Below are 22,304 nucleotides of genomic sequence, written 5' to 3'. Positions count from 1 at the left end.
CATGAATCTGACTTTCGATCACGTCCACAAGAGCTTCGGCTCGCTCAACGTCGTGGAGGGCTTTTCCAGCGAATTCAAGACCGGCGAGCTGGTTGCGCTGGTCGGTCCCTCGGGCTGCGGCAAATCGACCCTGCTGCATCTGGCGGCCGGCCTGGAGCAGGCCTCGCAGGGCCGTGTGCTGGCCGACGGCAAGCCGGTGCAGGGGCCGCACCCCAGCCGCACCCTGGTGTTCCAGGAGCACGCCCTCTATCCGTGGCTGACGCTGCGCGACAACGTGGCGCTGGCGTTGGAATTCCAGAACGCGCCCAAGGCGCAGGCGCGCCAGCAGGCCGTGCACTGGCTCGAGCGCGTCGGCCTGGGCGGTTTCGACGCCTACTATCCCCATCAGGTTTCCGGCGGCATGCGTCAGCGCGCCGCCTTGGCGCGCGCCTTCATCGCCCAGCCGCAGACCCTGCTGATGGACGAGCCTTTCGGCGCGCTGGATGCCCTGACCCGGCTGAGCCTGCAGGACGTGCTGCGCCAGCTGATCGAGCAGGAGAAGCCGTCGGTGGTGCTGGTCACCCACGACGTCGACGAAGCCCTGTTCCTGGCCGACCGCATCGTCGTGTTCAGCCAGCGCCCGGCCCGCGTGCTGCGCGAATTCAACCTGGCCCACCGCGCCAAGAGCCACGACCTGTCCGACCTGGCCAGCGAGAAGCGGGAAATCCTGCGTCTGCTCGGCATCGAAGTCGACAGCCATGGCCACGGCCATGGCCCCAAGGTAGCGCTGGCCGCCTGAGGCAGGCCTCGTTCCGTCATACCGATACCGTGTCGCGGGCCCGCCGGCCCGCGGCCTATTTGCCGATCCCTGGAGACTCGCATCATGAAACTGAAGCAATGGCTGTCCCTGCCGCTGGCCGCGGCGCTGCTGGCCGCCGCCCCGGCGATGGCCGCCGAGAAATTCCGCGTGGGCTATCTGCGCGTGATGGACGATGCGCAGGCCATCGTCGCGCAAGAAGGCGGCTACTACAAGAAGGCCGGGCTGGACTCGGAGCTGATCGAATTCAAGTCGGGCACCGACCTGATCAAGGCCATCGTGGGCGGCCAGCTCGACATCGGCGTGCTGGGTTTCACCAACGCCGTGGCCTGGGCCTCGAAGGGAGCCGACCTGAAAGTGGTGGGCGGCGCGCAGCAGGGCTACCATTCGCTGCTGGTGCGCGACGATTCCGACATCAAGGATATCGCCGGCCTGAAGGGCAAGACCCTGGCCTCGCAGGCCGAAGGCAGCACTGCCGACGTGGTGCTCAAGGGCGTGGTGCTCAAGGAAGGCAAGCTGGGCGCCGACGACGTCAATGTCATGGGGGGGCAGCCCCGCCGTCGCGGTGCAGTCGCTGGTCGGCAAGCGCGTGGACGCCGCGTTCCTGTTCGAGCCGTACGACCGCATCGCCCAGCTGGTGGCGCCGGTCAAGCAGATCTACGAAGTGGGGCAGGCCTGGCCGTTCCCCTGCATGGTGGTGATCACTTCCGGCGATGTGCTGGCCAAGCGCAAGGATGACGTCTGGAAGGCGCTCGACGCGCAGAAGGAAGCCATCGACCTGCTGCAGAACAAGCCGGCCGACGCGTCGCGCCTGATCGCTTCCTACTTCATCGCCGAACCCACTCTCAAGACCCTGACCCGCGGCGAGCTGCCGCGCGAGACGGTGATCTCCGAGGCCATCAGCACGCAGGTGTTCACGCCCAAGCTGACCGACAAGGACACCAACCGCCTGCAGGAGATCGCCGATATCCTGCAGGCCCAGGGCTCGCTCAAGACGCGCGACGGCAAGCCGTACGACGTCTCGAGCATCGTCGACCTGTCCTGGCAAGAGGCGCGTAAGCTTTGAGCTCCTCCACCCGTGTAACCGGCGCACGCAAGCACCTCGCCGGGGTGCTTGGCGTGCTATTCATCCTGGCGCTGTGGCAGGCGGCGGCCTGGGTCCTGCCTGATTTCCTGATGCCGGGCGTGCCCACCGTGGCGCAGCGCCTGGTCGAGGACCTCGGCCAGGCTTCGTTCCACCAGAGCCTGCTGGGCACGCTGGGACGCCTGGGCGCGGGCTATGGCCTGGCGCTGGCCGCCGGTATCGGCTTCGGCCTGGTCGCCGCGGTGCTGTTCTTCTTCCGCGAAGTGCTGCGCAGCGCCATCGTCATCCTGCAGTCGATCCCGTCGATCGCCTGGGTGCCGCTGTTCCTCATCGTGATGGGCTTCGGCAACACGCCCATCATCGTGGTGGTGGCGCTGTCGGCGTTCTTTCCGGCCGCGCTCAGCGTCATGAACGCGACCGAGTCCGTGCAGCGCGTGCACGTCTCGGCCGCCCGCGTGATGGGGGCGACGCGCTGGGGGCTGATCAAGCGCGTCTACCTGCCGGCGGTCATGCCCGAGCTGATCACCGGCGCGCAACTGGCCTTCGGCAATGCCTGGCGCGCGCTCATCTCGGCCGAGATGCTGATCGGCTTCGGCAAGGGGCTGGGCCGTTCGCTGGCCTACTCGGGCGAGATCGCCGACATGACCGGCGTGATGACCAACATCCTGGTCATTGCCGTGCTGGCCGCGTTGATCGACCAGTTCGTGCTGGAAAACCTCAAGCATCGCCTGTTGCGCTACCAATACGTCTGAACCACGCGCGGGCCTGGCGCCCGCGCCTTCATCGCCATGACCGCGCCGTCTACCTCCCATCTTTCCCGCCTGTGCCTGGCCGCGCTGCTGGCCGTGGCGCTGCCCGCGCTGCCCGGCGCGGCCGCGCAGCCCGGCGCCGCGGCCGACCCGCTGGCGGCGGCGTGCGCGCGCGGGGTGCTGGTCGTCGGCGTACCGTTCCTGGCGGATGCGCCGCTGGCCGGCGCGAAGGTGCGTACGCCCGAACGCCTGGACGGCGTGGCGGCCGAACGGCTGGCCCGGCAACTGGGCCTGCCGCTGCAGTTGCGCCGCCTGGCGGCCGGCGACGCCGCCGCGCAGTTGGCGTCGGGCGCGGTCGACCTGGTGCTGGCCGATCGGCGCGATGGCGCGCCGCTGGCCGCGCAGGCGCCCGGCATGGCGGTGGTGGGAACTGGATATGCGACCGCGCCCAAGGCGGTCATCCGCGGCGATACCGCATTGCGGCGCTGGCAGGACGTGGCCGGGCGCAGCGTATGCATGGCCGATGCCGCGCAGGGCGCGCAGGCGCTGGCGCAACGCCATGGCGCGACCGTGCGCACCTATCGCGCGCCGTCCGATGCGTTGGTGGCGGTGCGCGAAGGCGCCTGCGACCTGGCGCTGATCGACGATGCGGTATGGGCGCCGCTGATGAAGTTTCCCGAGTGGAAGAAATTCTCGGCCACGTTGGCGCCGCAGGGGCCGCGCGCCGAACTGGTATGGCTGGCCGCGCCCGCCGACGCGGCCTGGCTGGCCGCGCAGATGCAGGCCTGGCACCGCGAGGGCGCCTGGACGGCCATGACGGCCAAATGGGCGCGCGACGTGGCCTTCGACGTGTACCTGGACCAGGAAGTGCCCGACTGCCACGGCTAGGTGTGAAGATTCAATAGGTTGTATGCATGGTTCATCCGAACCGGATTTGAGAAACTGGAAATCGCCAACCTCCCAGTTCACTCAAGGAGCCCGGCCGGATGAACACCCATAAGCATGCCCGATTGACCTTCCTACGTCGACTCGAAATGGTCCAGCAATTGATCGCCCATCAAGTTTGTGTGCCTGAAGCGGCCCGCGCCTATGGGGTCACCGCGCCGACTGTGCGCAAATGGCTGGGCCGCTTCCTGGCTCAGGGCCAGGCGGGCTTGGCCGATGCGTCCTCGCGCCCGACGGTCTCGCCCCGAGCGATTGCGCCGGCCAAGGCGCTGGCTATCGTGGAGCTGCGCCGCAAGCGGCTGACCCAAGCGCGCATCGCCCAGGCGCTGGGCGTGTCAGCCAGCACCGTCAGCCGCGTCCTGGCCCGCGCCGGTCTGTCGCACCTGGCCGACCTGGAGCCGGCCGAGCCGGTGGTGCGCTACGAGCATCAGGCCCCCGGCGATCTGCTGCACATCGACATCAAGAAGCTGGGACGTATCCAGCGCCCTGGCCACCGGGTCACGGGCAACCGACGCGATACCGTTGAGGGGGCCGGCTGGGACTTCGTCTTCGTGGCCATCGATGACCACGCCCGCGTGGCCTTCACCGACATCCACCCCGACGAGCGCTTCCCCAGCGCCGTCCAGTTCCTCAAGGACGCAGTGGCCTACTACCAGCGCCTGGGCGTGACCATCCAGCGCTTGCTCACCGACAATGGCTCGGCCTTTCGCAGCCGCGCCTTCGCCGCGCTGTGCCATGAGCTGGGCATCAAGCACCGCTTTACCCGACCTTACCGCCCACAGACCAATGGCAAGGCCGAACGCTTCATCCAGTCGGCCTTGCGTGAGTGGGCTTACGCTCACACCTACCAGAACTCCCAACACCGAGCCGATGCCATGAAATCCTGGCTACACCACTACAACTGGCATCGACCCCACCAAGGCATCGGGCGCGCTGTACCCATCTCCAGACTCAACCTGGACGAATACAACCTATTGACAGTTCACAGCTAGGGGGCATCCGGCGCGCCGCCACGTACAATGGCGCCGTATGATGCACACGCTTGCCGCCGCCTGCCGCCACCAGGAAGAAATCAAGAAAAGCCGCTTTGCCGCCTATGCCGCGCCGGTGGGCACGATCGCCGAGGCCATGGCGCATTTCGCCGCGCACAGCGACCCGGCGGCCACGCATAATTGCTGGGCCTACCGCATCGGCAACGAATACCGCTTCAATGACGACGGCGAACCGGGCGGCACGGCCGGACGGCCCATCCTGCAGGCCATAGACGGGCAGGGGCTGGACCGCGTGGCGGTGCTGGTGGTGCGCTGGTTCGGCGGCATCAAGCTGGGCGCGGGCGGGCTGGTGCGCGCCTATGGCGGCTGCGCCGCCAACTGCCTGCGCGCCGGCGAGCGCTTGCCGGTCATCGCCCTGGCGACGGTGCGCTGCCGCTGCGGCTTCGCCGAGCTGCCGCTGCTGCAGGCGCGGCTGGCGCAGGCGGGCGCCAGCGTGCGCAGCGAAACCTTCGACGCCGACGGCGCGCAACTGGAATTCGACGTATCGCGCGCCGCGCTCGAAGAGCTGGCGCGCACGTTCGCCAATATCACCCGCGGGCGCGGCGACTGGGACGTGCAGGCCTGAGCCAGGCCCGCGCGGCCTCAGGCCTGTTCGCCCTCGCCGTTTTCGCGCGCCTGCGCGATATCGCGGTGCACCTCGGCCATGTCGACTTCCTTGACCTTGGTCAGCAGTTCGCCGAGCTGGCCGGCCGACAGGGCGCCGGGTTGCGAGAACAGCAGGACCTTCTCGCGAAACACCATCAAGGTCGGGATCGAGCGGATGCCCAGCGCGCCGGCCAGCTCCTGTTCGACGTCGGTATTGACCTTGGCGAAGGTCACGTCGGGATGCTGCTCGGCGGCTTGCTCGAAGACGGGGGCGAAGCCGCGGCACGGGCCACACCAGGGGGCCCAGAAATCGATGATCAGGGTGCCATCCGGCGTGATGGCGTCCTGGAAGGTGTCCTTGGTCAGTTCAACGATGCTCATGCGTGTCGTCCTTGCCGCCCGCGTGGGGTGGCGTCTGGGGCCGGTGGGCCCGGTTGGCGCGGCCGGGGCCGCGCGGTGGATGTTCCGTCCGTGGTCGGTGGGCGAAACGCGTGGCGCGATTGCGCGCCGTGCCGGTCAGGCGTTCGCGGTGCGGGTCGATACGCCTGCGTCCTGCTTGAGCGAGGCGACGATCTCGTACGAACGCAACCGATCGGAAAAGTCGTAAAAATCGGAAACGATCATCACCTCGTCGGCCTGGGTCTGCGCGACCAGGCTCTCCAGTTCGCGCTTGACCGTATCGGGGCCGCCAACGATGGCCGCGCCCAGTCTCTGTTGGACCGCGGAGCGCTCCCACTCGTTCCATACGCCGTCCATGCTTTCCACGGGCGGCTGCAGCGGCAGGCGGTTGCCGCGGATCAGCGACAGGAATTTCAGTTGCTGGGTGGTGGACAGGAAATGCGCCTGCTCGTCGGTGTCGGCCGCAACCACCGGCACGCCTATCATGGCATGGGGGCGCGCCAGCGTCTGCGACGGCTTGAACAGTTGCCGGTACAGGCGCATGGCGGCCATGCCTTCGGGCGAGAAGTGCCCCGCGAACGAGAAGGGCAGGCCCAGCTCGGCGGCCAGCCGTGCGCTGAAATCGCTCGAGCCCAGCAGCCAGATGGGCACGTCGGTGCCGGCGCCGGGAATCGCGCGCACCGGCTGGCCCGGCCGCGCCGGCGCGAGCGCAGCTCGTGCAGCAGCTCGGGGAAGTCCAGGCCGCTGCGCGGCCCGCGCCGCAGCGCCTGCTGGGTGGCGCCGTCGCTGCCGGGCGCGCGGCCCAGGCCCAGGTCGATGCGGCCGGGAAACAGGCTCTCCAGGGTGCCGAACTGCTCGGCGATGATGAGCGGCGCGTGGTTGGGCAGCATCACGCCGCCCGAGCCCACCCGCAGCGTGGTGGTATGCGCGGCGACGTGGCCGATCAGTACCGCCGTGGCGCTGCTGGCCACGCCGGTGATGTTGTGGTGTTCGGCCAGCCAGAAGCGGCGATAGCCCCAGCCTTCGACGTGGCGCGCCAGGTCGACGGTGTTGCGAAACGCCTGCGCGGCCGTGCCGCCCTGCACGATGGGGGCAAGGTCGAGGACCGAGAACGGCACGCTGGCCAATACACTCATGCGGGTGCTCCGGTTGTGTCGCGGCGCGGCGCGCCCGACGGGTCAGGAATATATGGAGAGTGTATCGGCGATTTCAACCGCGCACCCGAACAACCTTGGGCGCCATCGGGTCGATAGCCTCGCTGTATCGCGGCGATTGACGACCTCGAAAGCAGGCAGGCCGCGCGAGGCGGCCTGCTTGCGGGGCGAGGCGCGCGGCCCGGCCTTATTCGGGGAAGAAGGCGTAGCGGACGATGAACAGGATCGCCACCAGCCAGGTGGCCGGGTGCACCTCGCGGATGCGGCCGGTGCAGGTCTTGAGCACCACGTAGCTGATGAAGCCGAAGGCCAGGCCGTTGGCGATGGAGTACGTGAACGGCATGACCAGGGCGGTCAGCGCGGCCGGCGTGGCCTCGGACACGTCGTTCCAGTCGATGTCGATCAGCTCGCGCATCATCAGCCCGGCGACATACAGCAGCGCGGGCGCGGTGGCGTAGGCGGGCACCGAGCCGGCCAGCGGCGCGATGAACAGCGCGGCCAGGAACAGCAGCGCCACGACCAGCGCCGTCAGGCCGGTGCGTCCGCCCGCCTGTACGCCCGAGGCGCTTTCCACATAGGCGGTGGTGCTGCTGGTGCCCAGCATCGAGCCGGCCACGATGGCGGTGCTGTCGGCAAACAGCGCGCGTCCCAGGCGGTTGGGGCGGTCTTCCGGCGCCAGGCCGGCGCGCTTGGCGATGCCCATCAGCGTGCCGGTGGCGTCGAACACCTCGACCAGCACGAACACCAGGATCACGTGCACGAAGCCCGTGTGCAGGGCGCCCAGGATGTCCAGTTGCATGAACGTCGGGGCCAGGCTGGGCGGCGAGGAGAAGATGCCGTTGAACTGGTTGTAGCCCAGCAGCATGGACAGCACGGTCACCGACAGGATGCCGATCAGGATCGCGCCGCGCACGCGCAGCGCATCCAGCGCCGCGATGATGAAAAAGCCCAGGATGGCGAACAGCGGGCCGGGCTCGCGCAGGTCGCCCAGCGTCACCTTGGTGGCGGGGTGCGCGACGACGATGTTGGCGTTGGACAGCGCGATGATGGCCAGGAACAGCCCGATACCCGCGGCGATGGCGCTGCGCAGCGAGTGCGGGATGCCGCGGATGAGCCAGGCGCGGATGCCCGAGATGGTCAGGAACAGGAAGATGACGCCCGAGATGAACACGGCGCCCAGCGCCTGCTCCCAGGTGTAGCCCATGGTCTTGACCACGGTGAACGCGAAGAACGCGTTCAGGCCCATGCCCGGCGCCATGCCGATCGGCCAGTTGGCCACCAGCGCCATGATCAGCGAACCCAGGGCGGCGGCCAGGCAGGTCGCCACGAACACGGCATTGCGATCCATGCCGGTGCTCGACAGGATGTCGGGGTTCAGGAAGATGATGTACGACATGGTGAGGAATGTCGTCAGCCCAGCCACGATCTCCGTGCGTACGGTCGTGGCGTGGTCACGCAGTTGGAATAGCTTCTCCAGCATGGAAGTCCCCGGGGGTTTGAGAGCGGTTGTTGTGTGCTTGCGCCGGCGCCGCCTGCCGCGCAGGCGATAATGTAAGCGCAAAACCCGTATTTTTGCACCCGGGCCCGCGGACCCTGGTTGTAAACTCTGCGCCCATGATCATTCTCGGCTTTGAAAGCTCGTGCGACGAAACCGGCGTGGCCGCCGTCTGCACCGAGCGCGGCCTGCTTGCGCACGCCCTGCATACCCAGATCGCCATGCACCAGGAATATGGTGGCGTGGTGCCCGAACTCGCCTCGCGCGACCATATCCGGCGCGTGGTGCCGCTGACCCGCCAGGTGCTGGCCGAGGCCGGCCTGACGCTGGCTGACGTGGGCGCGGTGGCCTACACCGCCGGGCCGGGCCTGGCCGGCGCCTTGCTGGTGGGCGCCAGCGTGGCCCAGGCGCTGGCCTGGTCGCGCGCGCTGCCGGCCATCGGCATCCATCACCTGGAAGGACATCTGCTGTCGCCGCTGCTGGCCGAGCCGCGTCCCGAGTTTCCGTTCGTGGCCTTGCTGGTCTCGGGCGGGCATACCCAGCTGATGCGGGTCGACGGCGTGGGCCGCTACGAACTGCTGGGCGAGACGCTGGACGACGCCGCCGGCGAGGCCTTCGACAAATCGGCCAAACTGATGGGCCTGGGCTATCCGGGCGGCCCCGCGCTGGCGCGCCTGGCCGAGCAGGGCGACGCCAGCCGCTACGACCTGCCGCGCCCCATGCTGCACAGCGGCGACCTGGATTTCAGCTTCAGCGGATTGAAGACCGCGGTCCTGACCCGTGTGAAAGCGGCCACGCGCGATGGCGGCGAACTGGGCGAACAGGACCGCGCCGACCTGGCGGCGGCAACGCAGGCCGCCATCGTCGAGGTGCTGGCGGCCAAGGCCATCCGCGCCTTGAAGCAGACGGGCCTGCGCCGCCTGGTGGTGGCCGGCGGGGTAGGCGCCAACGCGCTGCTGCGCGCGCATCTGGCGCGCGCGCTCAAGCCCTTGCGGGCCGAAGCCTATTTTCCGCCGCTGTCGCTGTGCACCGACAATGGCGCCATGATCGCGTTCGCGGCGGCCGAGCGGGTCAAGGCCGGACTGGCCGACCTGCGCGAGGGCGACCACGCCTTCACGGTGCGGCCGCGCTGGGATCTGGCGGACATCCAGGCCGGGTAGGTGTGAAGATTCAATAGGTTGTATGCATGGTTCATCCGAACCGGATTTGAGAAACTGGAAATCGCCACCCCCCCAGTTCACTCAAGGAGCCCGGCCGGATGAACACCCATAAGCATGCCCGATTGACCTTCCTACGTCGACTCGAAATGGTCCAGCAATTGATCGCCCATCAAGTTTGTGTGCCTGAAGCGGCCCGCGCCTATGGGGTCACCGCGCCGACTGTGCGCAAATGGCTGGGCCGCTTCCTGGCTCAGGGCCAGGCGGGCTTGGCCGATGCGTCCTCGCGCCCGACGGTCTCGCCCCGAGCGATTGCGCCGGCCAAGGCGCTGGCTATCGTGGAGCTGCGCCGCAAGCGGCTGACCCAAGCGCGCATCGCCCAGGCGCTGGGCGTGTCAGCCAGCACCGTCAGCCGCGTCCTGGCCCGCGCCGGTCTGTCGCACCTGGCCGACCTGGAGCCGGCCGAGCCGGTGGTGCGCTACGAGCATCAGGCCCCCGGCGATCTGCTGCACATCGACATCAAGAAGCTGGGACGTATCCAGCGCCCTGGCCACCGGGTCACGGGCAACCGACGCGATACCGTTGAGGGGGCCGGCTGGGACTTCGTCTTCGTGGCCATCGATGACCACGCCCGCGTGGCCTTCACCGACATCCACCCCGACGAGCGCTTCCCCAGCGCCGTCCAGTTCCTCAAGGACGCAGTGGCCTACTACCAGCGCCTGGGCGTGACCATCCAGCGCTTGCTCACCGACAATGGCTCGGCCTTTCGCAGCCGCGCCTTCGCCGCGCTGTGCCATGAGCTGGGCATCAAGCACCGCTTTACCCGACCTTACCGCCCACAGACCAATGGCAAGGCCGAACGCTTCATCCAGTCGGCCTTGCGTGAGTGGGCTTACGCTCACACCTACCAGAACTCCCAACACCGAGCCGATGCCATGAAATCCTGGCTACACCACTACAACTGGCATCGACCCCACCAAGGCATCGGGCGCGCTGTACCCATCTCCAGACTCAACCTGGACGAATACAACCTATTGACAGTTCACAGGTAGGCCGACGGGGTGCCTGTCCCCGCGGAGGTGTCGCCGCCCATGCGGGTTGGCAGTCGGCAGGAGCCTGTCCCCGCGGGGACAGATACCGTCTTGGCAGTCAACCGTTCATGGCGTAATTGGGCTGGTAGGGGATGCGGTTTTTGAGGACCCCGAAGCACAGATGCACCAGTTTTCTCATGGCCGCGCCCAGCGCGGCCTTTTTGCTTTTTCCTGTTTTGAGCAGGCGCTGGTAAAGGGCGCGGATGTGGGGGTTGTGGCGGGTCCCAACCAGGGCCGCCATGTATAACGTGGCGCGCACCTGGGAGGGGCCGGCTTTGGACAGGCGTGCGCAGCTGTTCAGACTGCTGCCGGATTGGCGCTGCACAGGGACCACCCCGAGATAGGCGGCCAGGCTCTGGGCGGAGTCGATATGCCGATTGTGCATGACGGCCAGGATGGCGTTGCCGGCCTGAGGCCCGATGGCGGGGATGGAGTTCAGCAGCTCGCAGTCTTGCTTGAGGTCGGGGTGGTTGTCGATGTGCTGATCGATCGCCCGCTCGATTTGTTTGATCTGTTCGCGCAAGAACGCGATGGCCTTGTCGATGGAACCATCGACCAAGGGCGCCGAGGGGCTGAACTGGCTCTTCTCTTTGCGATTGAGCTCACGCAACAGATCCTTGCTCAGCGCCTCGCGTCGCGTCAACAAGGCGCGCAGTTGACGCGCATGCAAGGGCGCCGGGTGCCACAGCGCCGGGCTCAGCGTCTGTCCATAGCGAGCCAGCACGTAGCTGTCGAGCGCATCATTTTTGGAGCGCAGCGCCAAGGCCTTGGCAAAGTCCCGGGCCTGGGCGGGATTGACCAAAGAGACCCGGACCTGGGGCAGCGCCGTGGCCGCTTGCTCGTGATACAGACCCGTAGGCTCCAGGATGGCGTGCAACTGCGCCGGCTGTGCGCCGTGTTTGGCGCACCACGCCAGCAGGGCTTGTACGCCCGCGGCGGTGTTGACCACCACCTTGGTCTTACGCTTGTCAGCCTCAGCCGTCAGCAACGTGCAATCCAGCTTGGCCTTTGATACATCAATACCTATGAAAACATGGACTTGGCCTCCTGCAGATAACAAACTGCTGTCAGCCACTGCGCCCACTTGCCTTGTACATACAGGGTCCTCGCCCTACGATACCGTCCAGTGTCTCGCCGGCCCAGCAGTGCGCTGCCGAGCCGCTATCTGTCCCACAAAGTCCTCGCTTTGGGCACCAACTCGCGGTCATCGGCGCGCGGTGGTGATAGCTAATCACCACCGGAGGAAAGATACAAGGCTCCTGAGTGGGTTACTTCTGCCCCCGCCGGGACAGGCTCCTGAGTGGGTTGCTTCTGTCCCCGCCGGGACAGGCTCCTGAGCGGGTTACTTCTTCTTCCCGATGCGGCTTTCGGTGCCCTTGAGCAGCCGCGCGATGTTGGCGCGGTGGCGGTAGAACAGCAGGGCGCTGATGACGGCGATGGCCAGGCCGACTTCCAGCCGCGCATGCCAGGCGGCGCCCGAGCCGAATACGTAGTAGACGGGCGCGAAAAATGCGGCGACCAGGGCCGCCAGGGACGAATAGCGCGAGAACACGGCCACGATCAGCCAGGTTGCGATGGTGGCCACGGCCAGCCATGGTTCGATGGCCATCAGTACGCCCAGCGCCGTGGCGACGCCCTTGCCGCCCTTGAAGCGCAGGAACAGGGGGTAGAGGTGGCCCAGGAACACCGCCAGCGCCACCAGCGCGTAGGCGCCCCAGGAGAGTTCGGGGACCAGCGCGCGGGCCAGCCACAGCGCGAACCAGCCCTTGGCCGCGTCGCCCAGCAGGGTCAGCGCGGCGGCAGTCTTGTTGCCGGTGCGCAGCACATTGGTGGCGCCCGGATTGCCGGAGCCGTAACTGCGCGGATCCTGCAGCCCCATCAGCTTGCTGACCACGACGGCAAAGGGGATGGAGCCGATCAGATAGGCCAGGACAATCAGTGCCGAACTGGACAGGAGCGAAGGGGCGGTCAGGACCATGGTGGCAGGCATTCCGTTACGGTTGCGTCGTTTGGCTGCGGATTCTACCTCGGGCGGCGATTCTGACGCGATGATGCCGCTTCATGACGGTACAATCGGTCGCGGTTTGTGGCGATCCCCACGATTCAGGAAGATTGATGCGTATTCTGGTTTCAAACGACGATGGTTACAACGCCCCCGGGCTGGAAGCGCTGGTCGAGGCGCTGTCCGGGCTGGGCGAACTGACCGTGGTCGCGCCGGAGACGAATCACAGCGGCGCCTCGAACTCCCTGACCCTGAACCGGCCGCTGACGGTGCGCACCGCTGCCAACGGCTTCATCTACGTCAACGGCACGCCGTCCGATTGCGTGCACGTCGCCCTGACCGGCCTGATGGATGCGCGTCCCGACCTGGTGGTGTCCGGCATCAACAACGGCGCCAACATGGGCGACGACACGCTTTATTCCGGCACGGTGGCCGCGGCCAGCGTGGGCTACCTGTTCGGCATCCCCTCGATCGCCTTCTCGCTGATCGAAAAAGGCTGGCAGCACATCGAATCGGCCGCGCGCGCCGCCCGCCAGGTGGTCGAGCGCCAGATCGCGCAGCCGCTGGCCGCGCCGGTCCTGCTCAACGTCAATATCCCCAATCGCCGCTACGAGGACATGAAAGGCTACGCCGTCACGCGGCTGGGCAAGCGCCATCCGTCCGAGCCGGTGGTGCGTACCACCACGCCTTATGGCGACACGGTGTACTGGATCGGCCCGGTCGGCCTGGCCGCCGACGCCACGCCGGGGACGGACTTCCACGCCACGGCGCAGGGGCAGGTCTCGGTGACGCCGCTGCGCCTGGACCTGACCCAGCACAGCCAGCTTGACGATGTGCGCAACTGGGCGGAGCCGCTATGCGTAAACGCGTAGACCCGCCGGCCGGCGGCCGCCTCGCGCCCGGCATCACGCCGGCCAACAGCAACACCCGCATTTCGGCGGGCGCCTTGCCGCGCGCGCCTGCGCAGCCCGCGCCGCTGGCCAGCGGCAACCTGGGCCTGAACTCCGACCGGCTGCGCCAGGCGATGGTGCAGCGGTTGCGCGCGCAGGGCATCGCCGACGAACGGGTGCTCAACGCCATGGCGGCGGTGCCGCGCCATCTGTTCGTCGACGAAGCGCTGGCCAGCCGTGCCTACGAAGACGCGGCGCTGCCCATCGGGCACTCGCAGACCATTTCGCAGCCGTGGGTGGTGGCCCGCATGATCGCCGCTGTCTGCGAGGACCGTGCTCCGGCGCGGGTGCTCGAGGTTGGCGCCGGCTGCGGCTACCAGGCGGCGGTACTGGCCCAGATCGTGCGCGAGGTGCATGCCATCGAGCGTATCCGCGGCCTGTACGAGCTGGCGCGCGGCCATCTGCGGGCGCTGCGCCTGGCCACCCGGGTGCGCCTGATCCATGGCGACGGCATGCTGGGCGTGCCCGGCGTGGCGCCGTTCGATGCTATTGTTGTGGCTGCGGCGGGCCTGGCCATTCCGCAGGCCTTGCTGGATCAGCTTGCGCCGGGCGGGCGGCTGATCGCGCCCGAAGGGTCCACCCACCAGCGGCTGGTGCTGATCGAACGCACCGGGGCCACCGCGTGGAGCCGAAAAGAACTCGAAGCTGTACGTTTTGTGCCCCTCAGGGCCGGAATACAATCTTGAGCAAACAGGAGAATCGTATGCTCAACGGGCAGTTGCAACTGACCGAATCCCAATCCGTGGCTGGCGCATCCGCCGCCGCCGCTTCCCGCCCCGTTCTCTGGGCGGGCGTGCTGGCCATCGCCTTGCTGGCCGGCTGCGCCTCGAAGGGCCCGCGCGCGCCTGTGGTCGACCTCACCGGACAGCCCGGCGCCTCCGGCCCGACCGACGGCAGCTATGTCGTCAAGCCTGGCGATACGCTCTACAAGATCGCGCGCGCCAACAATGTCGATATCGAAAACCTCAAGCGCTGGAACAACCTCACCGATCCCAACCAGATCAGTGTCGGCCAGGTGCTGCGCCTGTCGAGCTCGGGCGCCGGCGGCGCGCAGACCACGCCGGTGACCTCCTCCAAGCCGCAACCCAAGCCGCTGGACCAGGGAAGCGCCGAAACGCCGGCCGGCGGCATGGAAGCCGGCGCCGGCGGCGAAACCGGCGGGGCCACCACCCCGCCCGCGGCAACGGTGCCCGATCCCAAGCCCGCGCGCGCGGCCGATGCCGCCGTCATCAACTGGGGCTGGCCGGCCAATGGCGCCATCCTGCAGACCTTCAACAGCAACACCAAGGGCATCGACCTGGCCGGCTCGCTGGGCGATCCGGTGATCGCGGCGGCCGATGGCAAGGTGATGTACAGCGGCAATGGCGTGCGCGGCCTGGGCAACCTGATCATCATCAATCACCAGAACGGCTTCATCACGGCCTACGCGCACAACCGCGCGCTGCTGGTCAAGACCGGCCAGAACGTCAAGCGCGGGGCCAAGATCGCCGAGATCGGCGAGACCGACACCACGTCGCCGCGGCTGCATTTCGAGATCCGCCGCCAGGGCACGCCGGTCGACCCGATGCAGTATCTGCCGCCGCGATGACGCCCACGCTCGTTTTCGACCTGGAGACCATCCCCGACGTGGCCGGCCTGCGCCGGCTCAACGACTGGGGCGGCGAGGTGTCCGACCTGGAAGTGGTCGAGCGCGCCTTCGCCGCGCGCCGCGAAGCGGTGGGGCACGACTTCCTGCCCCTGCACCTGCACCAGGTCGCGGTGGTCGGATGCGTGTTTCGCGACGACCAGGGTTTCCGCGTCAAGACGCTGGGCCAGCCCGACGACCCCGAGGCGGCGCTGCTGTCGGGTTTTTTCAAGACCATCGAGCGCTACACGCCGCGGCTGGTCAGCTGGAACGGGTCCGGTTTCGACCTGCCGGTGCTGCACTACCGCAGCCTGATCCACGGCGTGCCGGCGCCGCGCTATTGGGATACGGGCGACGAAGACCGCGATTTCAAGTTCAACAACTACATCAGCCGCTACCACAACCGTCACATCGACCTGATGGACTTGCTGGCCAAGTACAACGGCCGCGCCAATGCGCCGCTGGACGAACTGGCCAAGCTGTGCGGCTTTCCCGGCAAGCTGGGCATGGACGGCAGCAAGGTCTGGGAAGCCTGGAACCAGGGCAAGGCCGACGAGGTGCGCGCGTACTGCGAGACCGACGTGGTCAATACCTGGCTGGTGTACTGCCGCTTCCGCTTCCTGCGCGGCGAGCTCGACCGCGTCGCCTACGACGCCGAGGTCGCCCTGGTGCGCGACACGCTGGCGGCCAGCGACGCGCCGCACTGGAAAGAATACCTGGCGGCCTGGGACGCGGCATAAGGCGCGTCGGCAATCGACTGAAACAGATGGGCCGGGTGCGAAACCCGGTTGAAACCGCGTCGCCCGCACAATGGCAGCGCGTTTCAACCTTTCAGGAGATCACCATGTCCCGACACGCTATCCGTTCCACTCTGGCAGGCCTGACCCTGGCGCTTTCGGCGGGCGTCGTGGCGGCTCCCGCCCTTGCGGCCACCCAGGAAGGCCCGGCGGCCGGCCATATGAAAGAGCAGGGCCGTCACCACCACAAGAAAATGATGCGCGACGGCGTCTGGCTGCCGGGCGTCGGCCCGCTGTCCAAGGCGCAGATCGAGTCGCTCAAGCTGGACGCCAAGCAGCAGGGGCTGGTCGACCAGGCTCGCCAGGCGCAACGCGATGTGCACAAGAGCCGCCGCGACGCGGGCGCCACGGGCCGCGACGCGCTGAAAGCGCAACTCGACAGCGGCAAGCTGGATCCGCGCGCGCTGTTGGCCGAATCGGACAAGCGGCACGAGCAGTTCCGCGCCCAGGCCACCCAGGTACGCGACAAATGGCTGGCGGTCTGGGATAGCCTGAACGAGGCCCAGCGCGGCCAGGTCACCGAGATCGCCAAGGCCAACCAGGCCCGCATGAGCGAACGCCACGCCCGCATGCAGGAACGCATGCAGAAGCGGCACGCCGAAGGCGGCCAGTCCGCCGCGCCGGCCGGCGCCGCCACGGCGAACTGATCCACGCCGATCCGCAGGAATGACGCCCCGGGGCTGCAACGCCCCGGGACGTTTGCGTTGGCGCGCGAGCCAGCCTGGCGCGCCATGCGCCGAAACAAGGCGGCGCCGGGTCGGGGTGCACCGCTGCGGTGCGCCGCGGCGCCGTGCGCGCACGCTATGCCGGCGCGGGCGGGCTGGCATGGAATGTGCTTTTCATGGGGTAAGCCGTCAGGGGAGGGGACTTGCCCCGCGGCTGGGAGGACGGCTGCATGCCGCGTCCTTATTCCAATCGATCAGGAACCGCACATCATGAAAAAGCCCTTGTTCGCCTTGCCCCTGGTACTGGCCGTCTGCGCCGCCGCCGGCGCGCGTGCCGAGCCGACCGACCTGGGGGCGGGATTTTCGCTGAGCGGCAACGCCGCCATGGTCAGCGACTACCTTTTCCGGGGTTACTCGCAGACCGATTTCCGGCCTGCCATCCAGCTGGGGTTCGACCTCACGCACACTTCCGGCCTCTACCTGGGCAACTGGAATTCGAACGTCTCCGACTTTGTCTTCACCGACGGCAATCTCGAAATGGACTTCTATGGCGGCTGGAAGGGCGAGGCGGGCGGCGGCGTCGGCCTGGACGTGGGCGTGCTGCACTACTACTACCCGGGGTCCAGTTCGCCCAAGGGCGGCAACTACAACAACACCGACCTGTACCTGGGCGTGAGCTATGCGAACTACTCGCTGAAGTACTCGTACACGCCCGGCGATTTCTTCAGCACGCCCGATACCAAGGGCACCTGGTACCTGGACGGCACGGCGACGTTCGACCTGGGCGATGGCTGGGGGCTGGTCGGCCACCTGGGCTACCAGAAGCTGAAGAAGGCGCAGGACATGGACGGCGACGCGCTGGGCCACTACGTGGACTACAAGCTGGGCGTGACCAAGGACCTGAGCGGCTGGGTGCTGGGCCTGGCCGCGGTGGGCGCGACCCGCGACAATTGGCTGCCCACCAAGAACGGGCATCCGTCGGGGAGGCTGGGAGCGGTGCTTTCGGTGGCGCGGACCTTCTGAGGCGCTGCCGGGGACGTCCCGTCCGGTGGGGGACGGGGCGTCCGCTCGGACAGCCGTTTCCGGCATGGCCCGAGCTCTTTTACAATGCCGGCCTGCCTGTGTATCTGGACTGTGCGAGATGGTCGACGTTTTGAATATTGAGTCCCTGGACCTCGAGGCCCGGGGGATAGCCCACCGTGACGGCAAAGTGCTGTTCGTGGAAGGCGCCTTGCCCGGCGAGCGGGTCACGGTGCAGACGGTGCGCCGCAAGCCGTCCTACGAGATTGCCAAGGTCGAGGAGGTCCTGCGCCCGTCCTCGCAGCGCGTGGCGCCGCGCTGCCCGCATTTCGGCGTTTGCGGCGGCTGTGCCATGCAGCACCTGGCGCCCGCGGCCCAGGTCGCGATCAAGCAGCGCGCGCTCGAAGACACTTTCTGGCACGTGGGCAAGCTCAAGCCGGCGCGCATCCTGCCGCCGCTCTATGGCCCGACCTGGGGCTACCGCTATCGCGCCCGCCTGTCGGTGCGCGTCGTGCCCAAGAAGGGCGGGGTGCTGGTGGGCTTTCATGAACGCAAGAGCAGCTACGTGGCCGACATGCGCGAATGCCATGTGCTGCCGCCGGCGGTCAGCCGCCTGCTGCTGCCCCTGCGCGCCATGATAGCGGCCATGTCGGCGCCGGACCGCATGCCCCAGATCGAGGTCGCATTGGGCGACGAGACGATCGTGCTGGTGTTGCGCCACCTGCTGCCGCTGACCGACGGCGATATCGCCGTGCTGCGCGCGTTTGCCGCCGAGCACGGGGTGCAGTGGTGGCTGCAGTCCAAGGGCCCGGATACCGTGCATCCGCTAGAGCGCGAGCATGCCGACGCGCTGGCCTATACCCTGCCCGAGTTCGGGCTGCGCATGCCTTACCGGCCGACGGATTTCACCCAGGTCAACCACGCCATCAACCGCGCTATGGTGTCGCGCGCCCTGAAGCTGCTGGATGTGCAGCCGCAGGACCGCGTGGCGGACCTGTTCTGCGGCCTGGGCAATTTCACGTTGCCGCTGGCCACCCAGGGGCGCGAGGCGGTGGGGGTGGAGGGCAGCAAGGCGCTGACCGACCGCGCGCACGAGGCGGCGGCGCGTCATGGGCTGGGCGAGCGCACCCGTTTCGCCACGCTCAACCTGTTCGAGGTCGATGTGCAATGGCTGCGCGGGCTGGGCTACTTCGACCGCATGCTGATCGACCCGCCGCGGGAAGGCGCGCAGGCTGTCGCGCAGGCGCTGTCGCTGCTGGCTCCGGGCGAGCGGCCGCGCCGCATCGTGTACGTCTCCTGTAGTCCAGGCACCCTGGCGCGCGACGCCGCCATCATGGTGCACGAAGGCGGCTATGCGCTGCGCAGCGCTGGCGTCATCAACATGTTCCCGCATACCGGCCATGTCGAATCGATCGCAGTGTTCGAGTCGCTCGACGAGGCGACGGTGCTGCAAGCGCAGGCCCAGGCGCGGCAGAAGGCGCGCGAGGAGGCCGAGCGCCTTGCCGAGGCGGCCGCTGCCTGAGGCGGCCCGCCGGGCGGCGGCGTTCAGCGCCGCCCGGTGTTGCTCAGTTCTTCGATGATCGGGCAGTCGGGTCGGGTGTCGCCATGGCAATGGTGCGCCAGGTGCTTCAGCGTGTCGGCCATCTGGCGCAATTCGTCCGCCTTGCGCTCCAGCGTGGCGACATGCTCGAGCGCAATGCGCTTGACGTCGGCGCTGGCGCGGCTGCGGTCGCGCCACAGCGCCAGCAGTTCGTTCATCTGTTCGACCGAGAAACCGAGATCGCGCGCGCGCCGCACGAAACGCAGCGTATGCAGTTCCGCATCGCCATAGACGCGATAGCCGGATTCGGTGCGCGCGGCAGGGCCGATCAGTCCGATGCTTTCGTAGTAGCGGATCATCTTGGCCGAAATGCCCGAGGCCTGGGCGGCGTCTCCGATATTCATGGGCAGTGTCCCTGGCCCGCCGACGGCTGGCCGGTTGCGCGCCTTCCGGCATGGAAGGCGTCGCTTCCATTCTACGCTTGACCTTCACATCATGGGAAGGTTTAAGCTCTCTCCAACGTTCGAAAACCGGACGCTGTCCGCCGGCACAAGGCCGGCCCTCATCCAGGAGAAAACCATGACTATCGCCTTTCACGTTCCCGACATGACCTGCGGCCACTGCGTCAAGAGCATCACGCAGGCGGTGCAGCAGGCCGTGCCCCAGGCGCTGGTCCAGATCGACCTGGCGGCGCGCCGCGTGACGGTGGAAGGCGCGGCAGCGGCCGAGCCGGTCGCCCAGGCGATCCGCGCCGCCGGCTATGCCGTGCAAGCAGCTTAATCAGCGTTTAGCGATCGATTGCTTGAGACTATCAATTAATTAGATTTATTAAATTTTATTAATTGATAGCTAACAATTATCATCTCTTCATGGTGGTTGTTCCACAGAATGTCGCAAAGCTAATCCAAGGAGATATGAATGCTGCAAAATCGCGAAGGTCAACGTGTACCGAGCGTGACGTTTCCCGTCCGTGAAAACAATGCCTGGAAGCAGGTGACGACCGACGACGTCTTCAAGAACAAGACCGTCGTGGTGTTCTCGCTGCCCGGCGCCTTCACGCCGACCTGCTCGTCCACGCACCTGCCGCGCTACAACGAGCTGGCTCCCACCTTCTTCGCCGCCGGCGTCGACAGCATTGTCTGCGTTTCCGTCAACGACACCTTCGTCATGAACGAGCGGGCGAAAGACCAGGAGTCCGCCAATGTGACGCTGTTGCCCGACGGCAACGGCGAGTTCACCGATGGCATGGGCATGCTGGTCGACAAGAAGGACCTGGGCTTCGGCAAGCGCAGCTGGCGCTATGCCATGCTGGTCAAGGATGGCGTGGTCGAGAAGATGTTCATCGAGCCCGAGAAGGAAGGCGATCCGTTCGAGGTCTCGGATGCCGACACGATGCTCGCCTACGTCGCGCCCCAGGCCAGGAAGCCCGACCAGGTCGTGGTGTTCTCAAAGCCGGGCTGCCCGTTCTGCGTCGACGCCAAGGCCCTGCTCAAGGGCAAGGGCTTCGACCCGATCGAGATCCCGCTGGACAACAAGGTGCGCGGCCGTGTGATCGGCGCCGTCTCGGGTGGCGATACCGCGCCCCAGGTGTTCATCAACGGCAAGCTGATCGGCGGTTTCGACGCCCTCAAGGCCTACCTGGCCTGATGCCTGGCCGGCGGCGCTGCCGCCGCCGGCTTTTCCCTTCCTTCGTGCCGACGCTGGCCGCTTCGCAGCGGCCAGCGCGTCTGCCTGTCCGCGCGCCGCCTGGGCGGCTCGCCCGCACTCATGAGGATAATCGATGAAAACCTTGCACACTGACGTGGCCATCATAGGCGCCGGCACGGCCGGCCTGGCGGCCCATCGCGCCGCGCGCGCCGCCGGCAAGCGCGCCTTGCTGATCGAAGGCGGCCAGTACGGCACGACTTGCGCGCGCGTGGGTTGCATGCCGTCCAAGCTGTTGATCGCGGCCGCCGAGGCGGCCCATGCGGCGGCGCACGGCGGGCCCTTCGGCGTGCATATCGATGGCGCGGTGCGGATCGACGGGGCGCAGGTCATGGCGCGCGTCAAGAGCGAGCGCGACCGCTTCGTCGGCTTCGTGCTCGAGGGCGTGGAGAACATCCCGGCCGAGGACAAGCTGCGCGGCATGGCGCGCTTTGTCGAAGACACGGTGCTGCGCGTGGATGGACACACCGAGGTGCGCGCCGGCAGCGTGGTCATCGCCAGCGGCTCGCGGCCCGCGGTGCCCCCGCCGTTCCTGGCGCTGGGCGACCGCCTGGTGGTCAACGACGACGTCTTTGCCTGGGACACGCTGCCGGCGCGCGTCGCGGTGTTCGGGCCCGGCGTGATCGGGCTGGAACTGGGCCAGGCGCTGGCGCGCCTGGGCGTGCAGGTGCGCGTTTTCGGCGTGAGCGGCAGCCTGGGCGGCATCACCGACCCGCGCGTGCGCCAGAGCGCCCGCAAGGCCTTCCAGCAGGAGTTCTACCTGGATCCGGACGCGCGCGTGCTGGAAACCAAGCGCGTCGGCGACGAGGTCGAAGTGCGCTACGTGGCGCTGGACAATACCGAGCGCACCGAGCGCTTCGACTACGCCCTGGTGGCGACCGGCCGGCGTCCCAATGTCGATGGCCTCGATCTGCACAACACCAGCCTGGCGCTCGATGCGCGCGGCGTGCCGCATTTCGACCGCCATACCATGCAGGCGGGCCAGGCGCCGGTGTTCATCGCCGGCGACGCCAACGCCGACGCGCCGCTGCTGCATGAAGCGGCCGACGAAGGGCGCATCGCCGGCGAGAACGCCGCGCGCTATCCGGACGTCGCGCCGGGCCTGCGCCGGGCGGCGCTGGGCGTGGTGTTCTCCGATCCGCAGATCGCGCTGGTGGGCACGCCGTTCGCGCGGCTGGAAAGCGGCACCTTCGTGGCCGGCGAAGTCGATTTCGGCGACCAGGGCCGTTCGCGCGTCATGCTGCGCAATCGCGGCATGCTGCGCGTCTATGCCGACATCGAGTCGGGGCGTTTCGTGGGCGCGGAAATGGTCGGCCCCAGCGCCGAGCACATCGGCCACCTGCTGGCCTGGGCGGCGCAACAGTCGCTGACGGTGGCGCAGATGCTGGAAATGCCGTTTTACCACCCCGTGGTGGAAGAGGGGCTGCGCACCGCCTTGCGCGATGCCGCGGCGCGCCTGGCGCAGGCCCGCCCGCAGCGCCTGGCGGCCTGAGCC

22 protein-coding genes and 2 pseudogenes are annotated in these 22,304 nt (G+C 67.8%); 18 read left to right on the top strand and 6 right to left on the bottom strand.

Going from position 1 to position 22,304, the window contains the following annotated elements:
• The first annotated feature begins 1 nt into the window (after position 1).
• From BN118_RS11075 to BN118_RS11050, 6 genes and pseudogenes are all read left to right on the top strand, one after another.
• Positions 2 to 778, top strand: a complete 777-nt coding sequence (locus BN118_RS11075) for an ABC transporter ATP-binding protein (RefSeq protein WP_010930519.1) — start codon at positions 2 to 4, stop codon at positions 776 to 778.
• 84 nt (positions 779 to 862) lie between these two features.
• Positions 863 to 1,862: pseudogene (locus tag BN118_RS11070) on the top strand (ABC transporter substrate-binding protein).
• On the top strand, positions 1,859 to 2,632 hold the full coding sequence (locus tag BN118_RS11065; protein ID WP_010930521.1) for an ABC transporter permease: 774 nt from the start codon (positions 1,859 to 1,861) through the stop codon (positions 2,630 to 2,632). Before BN118_RS11070 ends, BN118_RS11065 begins: the two are co-directional and overlap by 4 nt.
• Positions 2,633 to 2,668: 36 nt before the next feature.
• Positions 2,669 to 3,517 (top strand): type 2 periplasmic-binding domain-containing protein, encoded by an 849-nt coding sequence (locus BN118_RS11060; protein WP_014905830.1) that lies wholly within the window; start codon positions 2,669 to 2,671, stop codon positions 3,515 to 3,517.
• Between the two features lie 98 nt (positions 3,518 to 3,615).
• A complete protein-coding gene (locus BN118_RS11055; RefSeq protein WP_005012067.1) occupies positions 3,616 to 4,566 on the top strand; it encodes an IS481-like element IS481 family transposase in 951 nt (316 codons plus the stop codon).
• Positions 4,567 to 4,603: 37 nt separating this feature from the next.
• A complete protein-coding gene (locus BN118_RS11050; RefSeq protein WP_010930523.1) occupies positions 4,604 to 5,191 on the top strand; it encodes an IMPACT family protein in 588 nt (195 codons plus the stop codon).
• A 17-nt stretch (positions 5,192 to 5,208) separates the two neighbouring features.
• Here the strand turns inward: BN118_RS11050 and BN118_RS11045 are convergent, their stop codons facing one another.
• The 3 genes and pseudogenes from BN118_RS11045 to BN118_RS11035 all read right to left on the bottom strand — a co-directional run bounded on the left by BN118_RS11045 (position 5,209) and on the right by BN118_RS11035 (position 8,244).
• Positions 5,209 to 5,592 carry a thioredoxin family protein gene (locus tag BN118_RS11045; RefSeq protein WP_003811007.1) on the bottom strand — a complete coding sequence of 128 codons (384 nt, stop codon included), beginning with the start codon at positions 5,590 to 5,592 and terminating at the stop codon, positions 5,209 to 5,211.
• Positions 5,593 to 5,727: 135 nt separating this feature from the next.
• Positions 5,728 to 6,746, bottom strand: a pseudogene (locus BN118_RS11040) (LLM class flavin-dependent oxidoreductase).
• Positions 6,747 to 6,951: 205 nt separating this feature from the next.
• Complete coding sequence (locus BN118_RS11035) at positions 6,952 to 8,244, bottom strand: NCS2 family permease (protein WP_014905829.1); 1,293 nt, start codon at positions 8,242 to 8,244, stop codon at positions 6,952 to 6,954.
• A 134-nt stretch (positions 8,245 to 8,378) separates the two neighbouring features.
• Here BN118_RS11035 and tsaD point away from each other — a divergent pair, with 134 nt between their 5' ends.
• Both tsaD and BN118_RS11025 read left to right on the top strand, forming a co-directional pair.
• The gene (tsaD, locus tag BN118_RS11030; protein WP_003811013.1) at positions 8,379 to 9,419 is read left to right on the top strand and encodes a tRNA (adenosine(37)-N6)-threonylcarbamoyltransferase complex transferase subunit TsaD; all 1,041 of its coding nucleotides are present in this window, start codon (positions 8,379 to 8,381) and stop codon (positions 9,417 to 9,419) included.
• A 98-nt stretch (positions 9,420 to 9,517) separates the two neighbouring features.
• Positions 9,518 to 10,468, top strand: a complete 951-nt coding sequence (locus BN118_RS11025) for an IS481-like element IS481 family transposase (protein WP_010930208.1) — start codon at positions 9,518 to 9,520, stop codon at positions 10,466 to 10,468.
• Positions 10,469 to 10,565: 97 nt separating this feature from the next.
• Here BN118_RS11025 and BN118_RS11020 read toward each other — a convergent pair whose 3' ends face one another.
• Together BN118_RS11020 and plsY are read right to left on the bottom strand one after the other, a co-directional pair.
• Entirely contained in the window at positions 10,566 to 11,582 is a 1,017-nt protein-coding gene (locus BN118_RS11020; protein WP_014905678.1) for an IS110-like element IS1663 family transposase, read from the bottom strand.
• A 267-nt stretch (positions 11,583 to 11,849) separates the two neighbouring features.
• The gene (plsY, locus tag BN118_RS11015; RefSeq protein WP_003811015.1) at positions 11,850 to 12,497 is read right to left on the bottom strand and encodes a glycerol-3-phosphate 1-O-acyltransferase PlsY; all 648 of its coding nucleotides are present in this window, start codon (positions 12,495 to 12,497) and stop codon (positions 11,850 to 11,852) included.
• A 125-nt stretch (positions 12,498 to 12,622) separates the two neighbouring features.
• Here plsY and surE point away from each other — a divergent pair, with 125 nt between their 5' ends.
• From surE to rlmD, 7 genes are all read left to right on the top strand, one after another.
• Positions 12,623 to 13,381 (top strand): 5'/3'-nucleotidase SurE, encoded by a 759-nt coding sequence (gene surE, locus BN118_RS11010; RefSeq protein WP_014905828.1) that lies wholly within the window; start codon positions 12,623 to 12,625, stop codon positions 13,379 to 13,381.
• Positions 13,366 to 14,145 carry a protein-L-isoaspartate(D-aspartate) O-methyltransferase gene (locus BN118_RS11005; protein ID WP_019247478.1) on the top strand — a complete coding sequence of 260 codons (780 nt, stop codon included), beginning with the start codon at positions 13,366 to 13,368 and terminating at the stop codon, positions 14,143 to 14,145. The genes surE and BN118_RS11005 overlap by 16 nt, the downstream gene beginning before the upstream one ends.
• A gap of 17 nt (positions 14,146 to 14,162) precedes the next feature.
• On the top strand, positions 14,163 to 15,047 hold the full coding sequence (locus BN118_RS11000; protein ID WP_003811022.1) for a peptidoglycan DD-metalloendopeptidase family protein: 885 nt from the start codon (positions 14,163 to 14,165) through the stop codon (positions 15,045 to 15,047).
• Complete coding sequence (locus BN118_RS10995) at positions 15,044 to 15,823, top strand: 3'-5' exonuclease (protein WP_004568488.1); 780 nt, start codon at positions 15,044 to 15,046, stop codon at positions 15,821 to 15,823. Before BN118_RS11000 ends, BN118_RS10995 begins: the two co-directional genes overlap by 4 nt.
• Positions 15,824 to 15,927: 104 nt before the next feature.
• Positions 15,928 to 16,527: a hypothetical protein gene (locus tag BN118_RS10990; RefSeq protein WP_010930528.1), complete on the top strand. Its 600-nt coding sequence runs from the start codon at positions 15,928 to 15,930 to the stop codon at positions 16,525 to 16,527.
• Between the two features lie 288 nt (positions 16,528 to 16,815).
• The gene (locus tag BN118_RS10985; RefSeq protein ID WP_010930529.1) at positions 16,816 to 17,568 is read left to right on the top strand and encodes a TorF family putative porin; all 753 of its coding nucleotides are present in this window, start codon (positions 16,816 to 16,818) and stop codon (positions 17,566 to 17,568) included.
• A gap of 118 nt (positions 17,569 to 17,686) precedes the next feature.
• Complete coding sequence (gene rlmD / locus BN118_RS10980; protein ID WP_003816525.1) at positions 17,687 to 19,087, top strand: 23S rRNA (uracil(1939)-C(5))-methyltransferase RlmD; 1,401 nt, start codon at positions 17,687 to 17,689, stop codon at positions 19,085 to 19,087.
• A 23-nt stretch (positions 19,088 to 19,110) separates the two neighbouring features.
• Here the strand turns inward: rlmD and cueR are convergent, their stop codons facing one another.
• Positions 19,111 to 19,509: a Cu(I)-responsive transcriptional regulator gene (gene cueR / locus BN118_RS10975; RefSeq protein WP_003816523.1), complete on the bottom strand. Its 399-nt coding sequence runs from the start codon at positions 19,507 to 19,509 to the stop codon at positions 19,111 to 19,113.
• Between the two features lie 175 nt (positions 19,510 to 19,684).
• Here cueR and BN118_RS10970 point away from each other — a divergent pair, with 175 nt between their 5' ends.
• From BN118_RS10970 to BN118_RS10960, 3 genes are all read left to right on the top strand, one after another.
• On the top strand, positions 19,685 to 19,885 hold the full coding sequence (locus tag BN118_RS10970) for a heavy-metal-associated domain-containing protein (RefSeq protein ID WP_003811035.1): 201 nt from the start codon (positions 19,685 to 19,687) through the stop codon (positions 19,883 to 19,885).
• Positions 19,886 to 20,023: 138 nt separating this feature from the next.
• Positions 20,024 to 20,752 carry a redoxin family protein gene (locus BN118_RS10965; protein WP_010930530.1) on the top strand — a complete coding sequence of 243 codons (729 nt, stop codon included), beginning with the start codon at positions 20,024 to 20,026 and terminating at the stop codon, positions 20,750 to 20,752.
• A gap of 133 nt (positions 20,753 to 20,885) precedes the next feature.
• Positions 20,886 to 22,301 (top strand): dihydrolipoyl dehydrogenase, encoded by a 1,416-nt coding sequence (locus BN118_RS10960; RefSeq protein WP_003816520.1) that lies wholly within the window; start codon positions 20,886 to 20,888, stop codon positions 22,299 to 22,301.
• Positions 22,302 to 22,304 lie beyond the last annotated feature (3 nt).

It is taken from the genome of Bordetella pertussis 18323, from assembly GCF_000306945.1.
Taxonomy (GTDB): domain Bacteria; phylum Pseudomonadota; class Gammaproteobacteria; order Burkholderiales; family Burkholderiaceae_B; genus Bordetella; species Bordetella pertussis.
This window is presented reverse-complemented; position numbering and strand designations above follow the sequence as displayed.

What these genes read in the sequence shown, in the direction of transcription:
- BN118_RS11075 (WP_010930519.1), top strand. Translation starts at nt 2, where the DNA reads ATGAATCTGACTTTCGATCACGTCCACAAGAGCTTCGGCTCGCTCAAC.
- BN118_RS11060 (WP_014905830.1), top strand. Translation starts at nt 2,669, where the DNA reads ATGACCGCGCCGTCTACCTCCCATCTTTCCCGCCTGTGCCTGGCCGCG.
- BN118_RS11055 (WP_005012067.1), top strand. Translation starts at nt 3,616, where the DNA reads ATGAACACCCATAAGCATGCCCGATTGACCTTCCTACGTCGACTCGAA.
- BN118_RS11050 (WP_010930523.1), top strand. Translation starts at nt 4,604, where the DNA reads ATGATGCACACGCTTGCCGCCGCCTGCCGCCACCAGGAAGAAATCAAG.
- BN118_RS11045 (WP_003811007.1), bottom strand. Translation starts at nt 5,592, where the DNA reads ATGAGCATCGTTGAACTGACCAAGGACACCTTCCAGGACGCCATCACG.
- BN118_RS11035 (WP_014905829.1), bottom strand. Translation starts at nt 8,244, where the DNA reads ATGCTGGAGAAGCTATTCCAACTGCGTGACCACGCCACGACCGTACGC.
- tsaD (WP_003811013.1), top strand. Translation starts at nt 8,379, where the DNA reads ATGATCATTCTCGGCTTTGAAAGCTCGTGCGACGAAACCGGCGTGGCC.
- BN118_RS11025 (WP_010930208.1), top strand. Translation starts at nt 9,518, where the DNA reads ATGAACACCCATAAGCATGCCCGATTGACCTTCCTACGTCGACTCGAA.
- plsY (WP_003811015.1), bottom strand. Translation starts at nt 12,497, where the DNA reads ATGCCTGCCACCATGGTCCTGACCGCCCCTTCGCTCCTGTCCAGTTCG.
- surE (WP_014905828.1), top strand. Translation starts at nt 12,623, where the DNA reads ATGCGTATTCTGGTTTCAAACGACGATGGTTACAACGCCCCCGGGCTG.
- BN118_RS11005 (WP_019247478.1), top strand. Translation starts at nt 13,366, where the DNA reads ATGCGTAAACGCGTAGACCCGCCGGCCGGCGGCCGCCTCGCGCCCGGC.
- BN118_RS11000 (WP_003811022.1), top strand. Translation starts at nt 14,163, where the DNA reads ATGCTCAACGGGCAGTTGCAACTGACCGAATCCCAATCCGTGGCTGGC.
- BN118_RS10995 (WP_004568488.1), top strand. Translation starts at nt 15,044, where the DNA reads ATGACGCCCACGCTCGTTTTCGACCTGGAGACCATCCCCGACGTGGCC.
- BN118_RS10990 (WP_010930528.1), top strand. Translation starts at nt 15,928, where the DNA reads ATGTCCCGACACGCTATCCGTTCCACTCTGGCAGGCCTGACCCTGGCG.
- BN118_RS10985 (WP_010930529.1), top strand. Translation starts at nt 16,816, where the DNA reads ATGAAAAAGCCCTTGTTCGCCTTGCCCCTGGTACTGGCCGTCTGCGCC.
- rlmD (WP_003816525.1), top strand. Translation starts at nt 17,687, where the DNA reads ATGGTCGACGTTTTGAATATTGAGTCCCTGGACCTCGAGGCCCGGGGG.
- cueR (WP_003816523.1), bottom strand. Translation starts at nt 19,509, where the DNA reads ATGAATATCGGAGACGCCGCCCAGGCCTCGGGCATTTCGGCCAAGATG.
- BN118_RS10970 (WP_003811035.1), top strand. Translation starts at nt 19,685, where the DNA reads ATGACTATCGCCTTTCACGTTCCCGACATGACCTGCGGCCACTGCGTC.
- BN118_RS10965 (WP_010930530.1), top strand. Translation starts at nt 20,024, where the DNA reads ATGCTGCAAAATCGCGAAGGTCAACGTGTACCGAGCGTGACGTTTCCC.
- BN118_RS10960 (WP_003816520.1), top strand. Translation starts at nt 20,886, where the DNA reads ATGAAAACCTTGCACACTGACGTGGCCATCATAGGCGCCGGCACGGCC.